The sequence below is a fragment of the Brevibacillus sp. AG genome, assembly GCF_028369215.1.
GTDB lineage: Bacteria > Bacillota > Bacilli > Brevibacillales > Brevibacillaceae > Brevibacillus > Brevibacillus porteri.
Map to the genome: position 1 here is coordinate 1 of NZ_JAQMYO010000003.1, position 13,571 is coordinate 13,571.

The 13,571-nt window shown below is 47.2% G+C and carries 15 protein-coding genes and 1 riboswitch; of the genes, 5 read left to right on the forward strand and 10 right to left on the reverse strand.

The genetic code is table 11. From position 1 onward, the window contains the following. Positions 1-170 precede the first annotated feature (170 nt). Positions 171-1,031 (reverse strand): nucleotidyltransferase-like protein, encoded by an 861-nt coding sequence (locus POF51_RS08815; RefSeq protein ID WP_069846620.1) that lies wholly within the window; start codon positions 1,029-1,031, stop codon positions 171-173. Between the two features lie 117 nt (positions 1,032-1,148). On the opposite strand from POF51_RS08815, the gene POF51_RS08820 reads away from it, so the two are divergent. Then, the gene (locus tag POF51_RS08820) at positions 1,149-1,523 is read left to right on the forward strand and encodes a YgzB family protein (protein ID WP_007728760.1); all 375 of its coding nucleotides are present in this window, start codon (positions 1,149-1,151) and stop codon (positions 1,521-1,523) included. 93 nt (positions 1,524-1,616) lie between these two features. On the opposite strand, the gene POF51_RS08825 is transcribed toward POF51_RS08820, so the two are convergent. The 3 genes from POF51_RS08825 to nth all read right to left on the reverse strand — a co-directional run bounded on the left by POF51_RS08825 (position 1,617) and on the right by nth (position 4,896). Further along, the gene (locus POF51_RS08825) at positions 1,617-3,350 is read right to left on the reverse strand and encodes a glycosyl hydrolase family 18 protein (protein WP_271755115.1); all 1,734 of its coding nucleotides are present in this window, start codon (positions 3,348-3,350) and stop codon (positions 1,617-1,619) included. A 273-nt stretch (positions 3,351-3,623) separates the two neighbouring features. Then, entirely contained in the window at positions 3,624-4,058 is a 435-nt protein-coding gene (gene perR / locus POF51_RS08830) for a peroxide-responsive transcriptional repressor PerR (protein ID WP_017250178.1), read from the reverse strand. Between the two features lie 154 nt (positions 4,059-4,212). Next, on the reverse strand, positions 4,213-4,896 hold the full coding sequence (gene nth / locus POF51_RS08835) for an endonuclease III (protein WP_017250177.1): 684 nt from the start codon (positions 4,894-4,896) through the stop codon (positions 4,213-4,215). A gap of 118 nt (positions 4,897-5,014) precedes the next feature. Between nth and POF51_RS08840 the strand changes: the two genes are divergently transcribed. Continuing rightward, the gene (locus POF51_RS08840) at positions 5,015-5,926 is read left to right on the forward strand and encodes an SDR family oxidoreductase (RefSeq protein ID WP_069846625.1); all 912 of its coding nucleotides are present in this window, start codon (positions 5,015-5,017) and stop codon (positions 5,924-5,926) included. A 39-nt stretch (positions 5,927-5,965) separates the two neighbouring features. On the opposite strand, the gene POF51_RS08845 is transcribed toward POF51_RS08840, so the two are convergent. The 4 genes from POF51_RS08845 to bcp are packed head-to-tail and all read right to left on the reverse strand — an operon-like array spanning position 5,966 to position 8,871. Next, positions 5,966-6,514 (reverse strand): cob(I)yrinic acid a,c-diamide adenosyltransferase, encoded by a 549-nt coding sequence (locus tag POF51_RS08845; protein ID WP_017250175.1) that lies wholly within the window; start codon positions 6,512-6,514, stop codon positions 5,966-5,968. A gap of 25 nt (positions 6,515-6,539) precedes the next feature. Beyond that, on the reverse strand, positions 6,540-7,301 hold the full coding sequence (locus tag POF51_RS08850) for a class I SAM-dependent methyltransferase (protein WP_069846627.1): 762 nt from the start codon (positions 7,299-7,301) through the stop codon (positions 6,540-6,542). Between the two features lie 9 nt (positions 7,302-7,310). Continuing rightward, entirely contained in the window at positions 7,311-8,363 is a 1,053-nt protein-coding gene (locus POF51_RS08855; protein WP_069846630.1) for a M42 family metallopeptidase, read from the reverse strand. A 37-nt stretch (positions 8,364-8,400) separates the two neighbouring features. After that, positions 8,401-8,871: a thioredoxin-dependent thiol peroxidase gene (gene bcp / locus POF51_RS08860; protein ID WP_069846632.1), complete on the reverse strand. Its 471-nt coding sequence runs from the start codon at positions 8,869-8,871 to the stop codon at positions 8,401-8,403. 156 nt (positions 8,872-9,027) lie between these two features. Between bcp and POF51_RS08865 the strand changes: the two genes are divergently transcribed. Then, on the forward strand, positions 9,028-9,645 hold the full coding sequence (locus POF51_RS08865; RefSeq protein WP_069846634.1) for a winged helix-turn-helix domain-containing protein: 618 nt from the start codon (positions 9,028-9,030) through the stop codon (positions 9,643-9,645). Positions 9,646-9,708: 63 nt separating this feature from the next. Beyond that, entirely contained in the window at positions 9,709-10,347 is a 639-nt protein-coding gene (locus POF51_RS08870; protein ID WP_069846637.1) for an HAD family hydrolase, read from the forward strand. A gap of 37 nt (positions 10,348-10,384) precedes the next feature. Here the strand turns inward: POF51_RS08870 and proS are convergent, their stop codons facing one another. Together proS and POF51_RS08880 are read right to left on the reverse strand one after the other, a co-directional pair. Beyond that, a complete protein-coding gene (proS, locus tag POF51_RS08875; protein ID WP_069846639.1) occupies positions 10,385-11,851 on the reverse strand; it encodes a proline--tRNA ligase in 1,467 nt (488 codons plus the stop codon). A 311-nt stretch (positions 11,852-12,162) separates the two neighbouring features. Continuing rightward, positions 12,163-12,774, reverse strand: a complete 612-nt coding sequence (locus POF51_RS08880; protein WP_017250168.1) for an ECF transporter S component — start codon at positions 12,772-12,774, stop codon at positions 12,163-12,165. A 234-nt stretch (positions 12,775-13,008) separates the two neighbouring features. Continuing rightward, positions 13,009-13,163, reverse strand: a riboswitch (FMN riboswitch). 226 nt (positions 13,164-13,389) lie between these two features. On the opposite strand from POF51_RS08880, the gene POF51_RS08885 reads away from it, so the two are divergent. Then, positions 13,390-13,485, forward strand: a complete 96-nt coding sequence (locus POF51_RS08885) for a putative holin-like toxin (RefSeq protein WP_012684786.1) — start codon at positions 13,390-13,392, stop codon at positions 13,483-13,485. Positions 13,486-13,571 lie beyond the last annotated feature (86 nt).

Genomic DNA, 13,571 nt, shown 5'->3' on the forward strand with positions numbered 1-13,571 from the left:
GCATTTTTTCCTCATCGCCCAGAGGCGACTTTCTTAATTTACCACATAACCACTTGTGAAATCAAGTGTTTTTTAAAACTTTTTTCTCGGCCGCTCTGCGTTAGCGCAGCAGCAACGTTTGTTAATATAGCATGGATCACAAATAGAAGTCAACACGAATTGAAATTTTTTTATCCCATTAAAATAAAACCTGTTTCTCTGTCGCCATTTCCCCCTTCTTTGCATACGATCTCTTGGATCAACAAGCGCTGAAGCATCTTATCTATCACGAGAGGAATCTCAATCTCTGCCTCTTGAATCATCGGGTGGTTCATCAACTCTTCCAAACGCCAAGGCCCTGATTTCGTCTCCATAAGCTCAACCAGGTATCGAACAGATTCCTTTGTTCTGGATGCGATCCAAAATTCAATTGCCAGTACAAGTAGTTCAATTCGCTTCTCCAATGCTTCTGCATTAAAAGATAGCTCCTCATACAACTTATAAATAGAAGGATCTATCTGTTTGACTTGCGTCCATAATGCTGGCTGAGGATGATCTCCCGCTTCATATACAATGAGACGAGCCAAATAGTGAATCGTTTGAATGGCAGAGTGATGCGCATCCAGCATCATGCCTTGCTGCAAAAACTCTTTTGTCTCGTGAAAAAAACGAAGGATTTGGGAATACTCCTTACAGATATGTTTTTTCTGAAGAGAAGATGACAAACTAGCCAGGCGCAGCTTCATTTGTTTCATATAATGCTCTTTGTCCCAAACGATTTCTGCCCTTCGAAGCATCTCGGCAAGTCGTTCATCCAAACCACAGATGACTCCCTTCTCCAACTGCCACGTGCTGATTTGCTGCTCGATGATTACTTGTTCCTGAAAAAGCATGCGACGGATTTTACCATCAGCATGGGGCTCATTTACTACGACGAAATAAAAGATTCCCTCGCGAAAGGGGACTAGCATATCCGAATCATTCAAAACAAGCACCGCTCGCACATCCAAACGCTGCTGGAGATTTTTCAGATACGTCTGCCTTACAGTCATGCCTTGTTCCTCCCTGCCCCCTGGGTTGAACTTATGGATTCTACAAGTCTTGTCCGTTTCCTGCTTGTCAACAGACAAATCCTTTGTATGCTATACTATAGGGTAGGAGGAATGATCATGAAAAATACAGAACGCCTGAGCAAGATCAAACGCATGCGCACATGGGGCAACTGGAGCATGGTAATCGGCATTTTGCTGATGTATACAGGGTACGCATTTTTTGCAGGTTATTTGGACTTTATTCCTTTACTTGGAAGCCTCTTAAAAGGCTCTTACATTTTTATGACGCTGCTTTTGATCATCGGGTTCATTCTGACAATGGGCAGTACAGTCTTGTTTATGATTTCCGGGATGGTCTCCACTTCGGCTCCACAGGTGCAATGCCCTTCATGCCAAAAAGTCACGAAGATGTTGGGTAAAGAAGACGCCTGTATGTTTTGTGGACAACCTTTACGCATTGAAGACGGACATCCTCAACAAAACCAGACATAATATAATTCCTTTCATCTATACGTAAAAAGCCACCTGCTATTTCCCGAGCATTCGGGGTGCAGGTGGCTTTCTTTCGTGAAAGCTGTCTGTCTTTTATTTCAGAGTCTCGTCAATTGCTTGCCATATCTCCGGCACCTCAAAACCACGGCGCCAAGAAGCTGCACCCGCCAAGTCGTACTTATTGACGATCTCCATACGCTTCTTCATAGAAGTTACATCTTCTATCCACATTTTATAGACGTTGCCATCCTTCGGGTCTTTGTACTCCACGTAATGTTGACCGGAAGCTTCATCCATAACTGGCGTCAGCTTGCGTTCGTTGATCCATTCCTGGGCTTTCGTCATGGAATAAGCTTTGGAGCTAACCTTCACAGTGCCATCAGCCTGCTTGGCTTCTGTCCACAAGCGTGTGTAAAAAGGTACACCCAGCAGCAGTTTTTCGTTAGGGACCTCTTCCAACACTCCTTGCAAGCCTCGCTCCACCCATGGCAACGATGCGACAGAACCAGCTTTTGGACTCGCTGCCCAATGCTCATCATACGTCATCACCGCAACATAATCGACGACCTCGGCCAAAGCTTTCCGATCCAGGAACATGGACCATTGCTTAGCATTTGACTTGATCGTCACATCTATGGAAACGGTCAGTCCTTGCTGATGGAGATACGGCGTCAGCTCCCGAACAAACTGAACGAGTTCCTCTTTCTCTTCTAAATACACGTTCTCAAAATCGATGTTGATGCCATCGAGATCGTATAGATGAGCGTAGTACAAGAGTTGGGCAATTAACTTATCTCGCTTGTCATAGCTGCTGAGAACGGACTTCGTCCAATCAGGATTAAAGCCGTTTGTAACTAAACCCCAAACCTTGTAGCCCCTCTTATGGGCCCATTTGACGTACGCAGGATCGGCTCTGTTCAACAGATTTCCATCTGCATCCTTCATTTCAAACCAAGTAGGAGAAACTACATTTACCCCTGGTAGTGCACCAATTTTTGAAACATCCGGATTTTTATTGACGACGTGCTCCCATACGAGGTTGATCTTGCCCTCAGGCTTCCAAGTAGCATGTTGTTGTCCGGTAGCAGTCGAATGCTCCAGCTGGACTTTGCGCACATCCGTCATCTCAATACTTTTCTCTGAAATGAATCCTCCTACTCCCGAGGCGGTTAAAACGCGATACCAGTTTTCCTTTTTGCCAAGAACGTCGACAACCTCACCCGCAGACAGCTCTGCTACAATCGGTGTTCGGTGAGAAGCACCAGTACGGACTGCTTGTTTTTCCTCGGCAGCGATCACTTTGGCTTGCTGGATTTCGTAGCCCTCTTTTTCGACGACCAGGACACCCGTATCTGCTTTTCGCTCAAAAGAATAAGGATACAGCTTTTCCAAAGGATCCAACGGTACATAGCGTGTGCCGTCGACCTCTTTCACCGGAACGAGTAAATCCACAGGTTTTTTGTTCAGATAGGCGACAACTTCTCCGCTCTCCATCCGAAGCACCTTATCCTTCGTCGTGACAATAACGGAACGTGTGGGCTCATCCCAAAAAATAGCTGGATCAATGTTCTCTTTAATGAAATCAAAGGGCAGCAATATTTGCTCTGATTCCACTATATACGAGGACTCTTTCCGCGAGCCTTCGTATACAATCACATTTTTATCTCCATCATACGGCTGCACATGCTCAGTTGAGGCACGGAGCACAAAAAACCAGTAAATGCTGCCGAAGATGGCCAACAAGAGAAAACTTAACAAAAACATCGTGCGAAAAACCCTTCGTTTTCTTCGTCTTGGTCGCAGAGTTCTACCCGACTCCCTGCTCATAATCTCCACCTGCTTCCCGGTACATAAGCCTGTCTTCTGACTTGGGCTGTATGATTTGACTCATTATTTCGATCATAGCGTTGGTTCAATCCATTCACAACCTTTTGTATTCTGGTAATTCACGGACAAGCTTCCTACCAAGAAGAAGACGTATGAGAAGCCAAAAGGTTACAGATATCGACAGAAAGGGTTATGTCCTCCAAAAGCAAACACCCCCTGCATCACCGGGATTATCCGATTCAAGCAGGAGGTGCTCATCCATCCAATACATTCTTAGTGGGGATTCTTTTGACAGGAATCACAAACGCCATAAACTTCCATACGATGCCCGGTTACTTTGAAGCCGATGTCTTTGGAAGCAGCTACTTCTGCATCCCGCAAATACGGAAAGTGGAAGTCTCTGATTGCACCACAGGTGGAACAGATTGCGTGATAATGATCTTCTTCCACATTGGCATCGAATCGGCTGGACGCATCCCCGTAAGTGAGCTCTGTAACCAATCCAGCATCTTTAAAGACTCGCAGATTGTTGTAAATCGTTGCAACGCTCATATTCGGGAATTTGCCTTCAAGGGCTTTATATATTTCGTCAGCCGTCGGGTGAGTCATCGTTTCCAGCAAATAGGTCAAAATTGCATGGCGCTGTGGTGTCATGCGAACCCCGGTATTCTTCAGGATTTCAACAGCTTTCTCCACACGTTGTACCATCTTGTTACACCCCACAGTCTTTCGCAAGACAAAAGAACAAGCTTCTCTAATGTCATTGATTAGAATTACTATAAATAAGTGTACGTCTAGTCGGCGAAAACTGTCAATATCCATTCATCCGATTTAAAAAGAAAGAAGTGGAAAATCAAGTTTTTCACTTTGCTTTTGCGGGCTTTTTGGTTGCAGGTTTTTTGGATTTTTTGGCTTCCGCTTGTGCAAACTTACACATGGATTGGATTGTACAGCTGCCGCACTGTGGATTGCGCGACGAACATACACGTCTGCCGTGCCAGATTAACCAATGATGCGCATCCGTCCACTTCTCTTTTGGAATGCGTTTCATGAGCTGACGCTCCACTTCGTCCACATTGTCGCTATTCGCAAGGCCTAATCGGTTTCCGACGCGGAATACATGCGTATCCACCGCAATCGCAGGAATTCCGAATGCATTAGACAAAACGACATTTGCAGTCTTTCTCCCTACCCCTGGCAATGCTTCGAGCTCGGCATGCGTTTGTGGAACTACGCTATTGTATTTTTCGTACAAGATTCTACAGGTCTCTAAAATGTTTTTACTCTTATTCTTATACAACCCGAGACCTTTTATATGCTCTTCCATTTCTTCCTGTGTCAAATGAAGGTAATGCTCCGGCTGGTTTAGCTGCTGGAACATGGGTGCCGTAATCTCATTCACCCGTTTATCTGTACATTGGGCAGAAAGAATGGTCGCAATGAGAAGTTCAAACGGGGTTGTATAATTCAACTCACAGTGCGCATCCGGATAAAGCTGCTGCAAATTATCCAAAATGTCGGCCACAGGTACTTTGCGTTGTGCCATAAATATATCCCCCTTTTCCCTACATTATACCGCCTTGGTCAACACAGCGATCGATAGCACCGCAAGCTGCACCTGTTGTACAATAAGTCTGGAAGGATTTAACGGGAGGAGGTTTTCCATGAAAGTATTCCTGACTGGTGCCACAGGGTTTGTTGGAAGGGGTATACTCGAGCGCTTGCAGGCAGAAGGATATGAGACGGTTTGCCTCACCAGGGCTGGTTCAACAGCTAAGCTTTCCTACAACGAAACTTCCAATGCGCATATAACGGAAGCAACTGGCGATCTATTTAATAAAGAATCACTGATGAGAGCGATGCAAGGCTGCGATGCTGTCATCCACCTCGTCGGAATTATTCGCGAACAACCGGGGAAAGGCATTCTCTTTTCTCGTATCCATGTAGAAGGCACAAAAAATGTACTGGAGGCCGCCAAGCAAGCTGGAATCAAGCGTTTTGTCCATATGAGTGCTCTGGGTGCACGTGAAAACGCCACGAGCGCCTATCACCGAACCAAATACGAAGCAGAGCAGCTTGTTCAAGCAAGCGGTATTCCGTACGTCATTTTCCGTCCATCTGTCATTTTTGGTCCTGGGGATGAATTCGTGAACATGCTCGCCGATCTGGTTCGGTTACCTGTCACACCGGTCATTGGCGATGGCTCCTACCCTTTGCAACCAGTTGCTCGCAAGACGGTGGCGGATGTATTCGTCCAAGCATTGAGCAGACCCGAATCAACCAATCAAACCTACGAAACAGGTGGGCCCGAACCACTCTCCTACGGGCAAATCCTCGATACGATTGGCGAGGCCATCGGAAAGCGGAAGGTCAATAAATTTCACATTCCCCTTGCTTTCATGAAGCCTGTGGTAAATATGATGGAGAGATTCCCCTTTTTCCCGATTACCAACACGCAGCTCACCATGCTGCTAGAAGGAAACGCATGTAAGGACGGAAAGCTTCTCTACGATACTTTTCACACAGAGAAAATCGACTTTCTCCCGGGAATCACCACTTACCTGCGGACCAAATAAAAAAAGGAAGCCCCCTGCTTGATCCCAGGGGGCTTTTGCCTATTCGTGCAGCGTTTTCTCAACTGCATCTGTTTCTTTATTAATATGACGAGCCACAACGAACAGATAATCAGACAAGCGGTTGAGGTATTTGACCACGGACGGGTTTACCTGCTCCTGCTGTGCCACATGGACTGCTTTGCGCTCTGCACGTCTGACGACCGTACGCGAAACATGGAAGGCTGCCGCAGCCGGATGTCCGCCAGGCAATATAAAATTGGTGAGCGGAGGCAACTTTGCATCTAGCATGTCAATTTGCTCTTCCAGAAAAGTAACGTCCTCTTCTGCAATTGGCCAGCCTACCTTTTTGCCTTCTGGCGTCGCCAGCTCAGCCCCTACATGGAACAGCTTTGTCTGAATGACATGGAAGACATCCTGCAATTCCTTCCATTCTTCTGTCGCAGGCAACAGAGCCAGTGCCAATCCAATCTGCGAGTTGGCTTCATCGCACGTACCGTATGCCTCTACACGGTCCGCAAACTTAGGCACGCGGACACCTGCAACCAGTGACGTCTCGCCCTTATCCCCTGACTTAGTATAAATCTTCATTCCGTATCCCCTCCACAGGTTCCGTTTACAAAGCTTCTGCGACCAGAATCAACTCTGAGCTATTCGCATCAAAAGGTGTCTTTGCAAAAGAACCATATCGTTGTGTGACCTTCAAGCCGTTTAAACGAAGCAGATGATGGAGCTCCGCGGGGAAAATATAGCGGAGAGTAAATCGGCCCCTCACCCGTTCCGTTATAACTCCCTGTGCATCCGTACGCTCGTATATGCGTGTCACTTCGGACAGTTGCTGAAAATGGTCATAACGAGTGTAATCCCACATCGCAACCTCTTCCCCCGACGGGAGTGGATACGTGCCACGCAAGGACATTTTTTCATTTTCCTCGTAAAAATGATGAATCTTGGGGACAAACACGTTCATGATGAACTTCCCGCCTGGAGCCAGATGCTTGCGAATGCACGTCAAGGCCTTCATTTGCTCTTGAACATGCAACAGGTGCAAAAACGATCGAAAAGGAATCATAATCAGCGAAAATGACTCCTGCAGATCAAAGGTGCGCATATCCCCCTGCAATAGCTTCAAGCCGGATGTTACACCTTGTTCCTCTGCTTTTACCTGAGCCCTTGCCAGCATATCCTGGGATAGGTCAATTCCGGTAACGTCGATGCCAGCCTGCGCCATCGGAATGCTGATTCTTCCGGTGCCGCAAGCGAGATCTAGTACGTTTCCCCCTGCCAGCTTGGCTTGTTCCAGATAGAACTCAACATCACCCGGAACACCGCGTTGAGTAAGATCATAGTAGTCAGCCCATTGATACATATTGCTCATCTGGCCCTCCTATGCTTGCATTTCTTCTGATTGAAGGTAGGCCATAACGAGCTTTGCCGTGTTATCGAGTGCTTCTTTATGTGTACGTTCATGGGAGTGGGATGCATCTACTCCCGGTCCGATCAAACCATGGACAACGTCATATCCGGCTCTCAGTGCAGCACTCGCGTCAGAACCATAGTAAGGATAAATGTCCACTTGGTAGTTCAGACCATTCGCTTGTGCGAGCTTGGTCAGATGGCTGCGCAATCCGTAGTGGTATGGTCCAGTGGAATCCTTCGCACAAATGGACACGCAATACTCATCTGTCGTCTGTCCATCCCCAATCGCGCCCATGTCGACAGCCAGATACTCCACCACGTTGGCAGGGATGCTGGAGTTGCCGCCGTAGCCGATCTCTTCATTATTGCTGATAAAAAAGTGCGTGGTGTAAGGCAGCTTCGCACCGGATTCACTTAGTTCTTTTAGAACCCCCAGCAGCACAGCTACGCTTGCTTTGTCGTCGATATGACGGGACTTGATGAAGCCGCTATCCGTTACCGTCACGCGCGGATCAAAGGAGACGAAATCTCCGACGGAAATCCCAAGTGCAAGTACTTGCTCTTTGTTTGTAACCTTCTCATCCAGCCGAACTTCCATGTTCGCCTCATTGCGCTCAGCTTTCCCCGCTTCTGAGCTGTATACATGCACGGAAGCTTTGGTAGACAAAATCGTACCAGTTACAAGACGACCGCTACTAGTCTCTACAACGCAGTGCTCCCCTTCAATCGCATTGAATGCAAATCCACCGATCAAGGTCAGCTTCAAACGTCCGTTGCTCTTTATTTCTTTTACCATCGCGCCCAGCGTATCGACGTGAGCGGTCAAGAGTCTTGCTTTGTCGTTATTGGCCCCCGCTACGGTTGCAACGATTGCCCCTTTGTTTGTCCGTTTATAGAAAACGCCAAGATTTTCTAACTCTTGTGCAACCCAGGCCATTACTTTTTCCGTATTGCCAGACGGACTTGGGATGTTCGCCAATTGGCAAAAGCTTTGTACAACATATTCCGTGGATACACTCATTTGTATGTTCCTCCATTCGCCCGTTGCGAAATAAACGTTAGGATTGAAGCTCTTCCTTAATAAATTGAAGCACTTCCTGTACATGCCCTTTGACCTTTACTTTTGCCCATACTTTTGCAATGTTGCCTTCTTTGTCGATGACGAACGTCGTGCGTTCTATGCCCATATACTCTCGTCCGTACATTTTTTTCAATACCCACACACCATAAGCCTCTGCCACTTGGTGATCCGGATCTGCCAAAAGTGGAAAAGGCAATTCGTGCTTCGCGATAAATTTGTCATGCGATTTCACAGAATCCGGACTGATTCCGAGAACAACTGTATTCAGCTCAGCAAAGCCCGAATGGAAGTCACGAAAGTCGCATGCTTCTGTGGTACATGTCGGCGTTTGGTCCTTCGGATAAAAATAAAGCACTACATTTTGTCCATAAAATTGGGAAAGTGAGAGGGTCTGATTGTCGCTCGCCTGCAAAGTAAATGCAGGTGCAGCTTGTCCTACTGCCGTCAAACTTTTCCCTCCTCTCGATAATATCCTGTTTTCGCTGGTCCCATTTTACCACAATCTAGTAGTCACTTCATCCGCATACAAGTTGCGCTTTGATTCAGAAAAGGATAGAATAAAAAAAAATAAAATTTGGCCTAGTCAGTTGGATGGTGAATTCGCATGAAAGAGTTTTTTGAAGTAACAGATCCAGAAGCGCTAAAATCGCTTGCTATAGCGGAACGGGTTAAAATTTTGGAACTCTTTGAAGATTTGGAGCCCAGAACGGCCAAACAAATCGCTACAGAACTAGGCGAAAATGCTGCACGGCTACATTACCATGTGAAGGAGCTCGTGCGTGTTGGGCTGCTCGAGCAAGTGGATACCCGGGTAAAAGGCTCTATTGTGGAGAAATATTATGAGCCTGTTGCCAAGGTCATTCAGGTCAAGCTCCAATTGATGATTGAAGAAAACGCTCAACAATTAAGTGATGTCATGTTTACTCCGTTTCGTACTACGGAAAAGGATCTCATGCGAACTCTCAATCGCTTCGTCGCAAGCGACCAAGATGTTCGGAAAGAATACCAAAATACGTTCGCTTTTAATTTGACTGAATTTTATTTGAGTCAAGATGAACGAAATCAATTTGTGGAAGACATCTCTGAGCTGTTGCAAAAGTACAAAGGGTTCAAAAAGGAATCTGGCCGTCGAAAATTCAAGTTTTTCGACATCCTGTTCCCGTTGACTCCAGCTGACCCAACAGATGATTCAGATGACCCTTTTGATGATTCGAATGAGTAAGTCACCAAGAAAACCATCAGATACGATGGTTTTCTTTCATTTTCTAATCAAAGGAGGACTCCAATGCGGACGATCTTGTTTGATTTCGACGGCACAGTTGCCGATACCCTCCCCTTGATCTTCACCGCTTTTCGTTCTACCTTTCAGCAGTTTTTACAAGAGCATTATACTGACGAGCAGATTGTAGCTCTCTTTGGCCCCACAGAGATAGGCATTTTGCAAAACGAGCTTCCCTCACATGCGCATGACAACGCCCTCGCTCATTTTTATCGTGTATACACAGATGAACACTCCCGCGTACAAAACCCGGAAAATATCCGAAGCATGCTCGACGAACTTCACTCAGCAGGTATCCAAATGGGAATCGTAACAGGAAAAGGACGAAAAAGCGCTGACATCTCCCTTCGAGAATGGGGATTAGATTCGTATTTTTCCGTCGTGATCACAGGGGATGAGGTCACACATCCAAAGCCTCATCCAGAAGGTATTTTTACCGCTATGCAACAGCTAGGTGCTACGCCTGCAGAAACCATTTTCGTAGGTGACAGTGATGCTGACGTGTTAGCTGGTCGAGCCGCTGGCTTGCGAACAGTCGGTGTGGATTGGCTTTTGGTTACACAAAAGTCGGGAAAATTCGATCCCGAGCCTGACTACCACTTTACGGATGTGCACGCTTTTACCGATTGGATACTCAGACGCTAGATGAAAAAAGGGTGTGCCCTGCCGCCGAAGCGTGGGATTAATATGCCCGTCCGAACCAGACGCTATGCTGTGACTCTTTACCGCAGCAAATGCAGGCTTTCTTTCGTACAGGAGGCTCAAACGGGATGTTGCGAGAGGTGAACTTGGTTTCCTCTTTGATCTTCGATTCACAAGCATCATCCCCACACCAGCCAGCTAACACCCATCCACTCAGCTTGTTTTCGCTCTCGCTTTTGGCAATATGAGCGGACAGTTGCTCCAGTGTATCGATCCCCAAATGTGAGTTCTCATCACGGAAGGCTAGTGCTTTTTGGAACATATGTTGCTGAATCTCTTCCAACAGTTGAACAACTGTTTGCGCGATACCTTCAAGTGAAACCGTCACCTTCTCCCCTGTATCACGTCGAGCCAGAATGACTTGACCATTTTCCACGTCGCGTGGGCCGAGCTCCAGACGCAGAGGAATCCCGCGCATTTCCCACTCATTGAACTTCCAGCCTGGTGTTTCTTCACGAAGATCAGCACGGACACGCACTCCTGCGGCCTTGATCTCGTCAAAGAGTGGATCAAACGCCTCCATGACTTTCTCGCGCAGTTTCATCGGACCGACTGGGATCATAATAACCTGTGTCGGAGCCATGCGAGGCGGCAACACTAGACCACGGTCATCGCCATGCACCATGATCATCGAACCAATCAGTCGCGTAGAGGTTCCCCATGATGTAGTGTGAACGTACTTGAACTGATTGTCACGATCCAAAAACTTGATTTCAAAGCCGCGCGCAAATTTATCGCCCAAATAGTGCGAGGTACCCGCTTGCACTGCTTTGCCATCCTTCATCATCGCTTCAATGGAATACGTGTCTACAGCACCAGCAAAGCGTTCACTTGGTGTTTTTTGTCCCTTCCAAACCGGAATGGCCAGCTCCTGCTCGACGACCTCTCGGTAAATCTCCAGCATTTGCATCGTTTCCTGACGAGCTTCCTCCTCTGTCGCATGTGCCGTGTGGCCTTCCTGCCAGAGAAATTCCGATGTCCGCAAGAACGGCATCGTCCGCTTTTCCCAACGAAAAACGTTTGCCCATTGGTTGATTAATACAGGCAGGTCGCGGTAGCTCTGAATCCATTGGCTGTACATATGTCCGATGATCGTTTCGGAGGTTGGACGTAGCGCGAGCTTCTCCTCTAGAGGCTCGCCCCCAGCCTCTGTTACCCAAGGCAACTCTGGATTGAAGCCCTCGATATGCTCTTTTTCTTTTTGAAAGAAGGACTCGGGGATCAGCATCGGGAAATAGGCATTACGATGTCCTGTCTCTTTGAAGCGCTTATTCATCGCCTCTTGAATTCGCTCCCAGAGCTCAAAGCCATCCGGCTTGAACACGATGCAGCCGCGTACCGGTGTGTAGTCCATCAAATCCGCCTTTTTAATGGCATCGATGTACCAACGCGAAAAATCCTCCGATTGCGGTGTAATTTCTTTTACAAACGCTTTGTCCTCTTTCATCCGTCTACGCTCCTTTTTGATCTTACGTAAAATGCAAAAAATCCCCCATCCCAAAAAGGGACGGAGGATTAACTTCCGCGGTACCACCCTGATTGACTACAGCATAGCCATAGTCCTCTCGATAACCCGATAACGGTGGGCATCCGGCTAAGCTCTTCACCAGCGGCTTCAGGATGGGGTGCAGTTATCCTTTACGTATCAGCCTTCCAGACTAGGGCCGACTCTCTGTCACGGGGAATAGCTGTGGGTCCTTTCATAGCCTTTTGTGACTATCTATTAACTAAACATATTAGCGAGTCACATCGTGGTTGTCAATTGTTGGTACGCGCAGCGATTCTGGAGCCGAGCTTCACGTAGATCGGATACGCGACCACTGAAATCATAACACCTTTGAAGAGATTGAATGGTACGATTCCGTACAGAACCAAGGACCAGATACTTGTCGCATTGAACATGGTCAAAAGCTGTTCAATCGGCATTTGATAAAGCACAGCGTACGCAGGCAACAGTACATATGCATTTGCCACAGCCATGACAATCGTCATCAACAGCGTTCCCAGAGCAAGACCAGTCAGGAAGCCTTTTTTGCCTTGGCCGAGACGCTGCATGTAGACAGCCGCAAAAATAAAGCTTGATCCTGCTACGACGTTTGCGAGCTCACCGATCAACAGACCGTCTGTATTTTTGAAGAGCATGTGCAATGTATTTTTTAGTACCTCGATAATAACGCCAGCTACAGGTCCGTACATGAGTCCCCCGATCAATGCCGGGAGTGTACTGAAGTCCAGCTTCAAAAAGCTTGGCATCAGCGGAACAGGAACCTCGAGATACTGCAGAATAAATGCAACGGCCGCCAGCATGGGAATCGTCACCAGCTTTTGGGTTGCACGTGTGCGCGAAGAATGCAGCGCTGTTTCTTTCATGTTTACCATCTCCTCATTTTTCTACTCCTTCTTGAGGAATGGCAACAGTCGTTGTAGGCTCACACGTCTTGTTACACAAACAGAATAAACCCTGTGGCTATAAGTTCCACAGGGCATTTGCAAGCGTATGACAAAACCGTGCGCAAATAAAAGGTACAAGAAACAAGAGGGCTTGCCTCTACGTTCTCGTCCCGTTTGCACAGGCAAACAAGCACGTGTGATAAACGTACTGTCGTCATCCTTCTCCCATCCAGACTGTACTGTCGGCTCTGGAATCACACCAGATCCTGCACTCCGTCGCTATTTGCAGCTCGGGAGGCTCGCGGGCTTAACATGCACAAAGCATGATCACCGCCGGTCGGGAATTTCACCCTGCCCCGAAGGAATGTGTAGTTGTATACAGCATATTATACTGCTGTTTTTTGATTTGACAATAGAGGAAACTGCCAGCTCGACACTTTTTGTTTATTTTTCCGATGAGTTTAGTGCGAATAACGAATAAAAAAAGACACTTGCTAACTAGAGAGCATTTTCATGCTATCATTCGCTTGTACAATAGTATCGGCTCCTCAAGGGTGGTCGCGGCTCATCCCCATTTGATAGGGGGTGAGGCCTGTGGTAACGAATGAAACACTCGGACTGCTTTTCCAGTTTGGGTTGTTCCTGGTCGCTTTAATCGGCTTGGTTGTTACCTTGACCAAAAAGAAATAGACCGCCCTTGAGTTCGCACCTCAGCGGTCTATTTCACACCCAGATTTGAGCCGCACCCCTATGGGGGAAGCTCCTATTGTACCGAC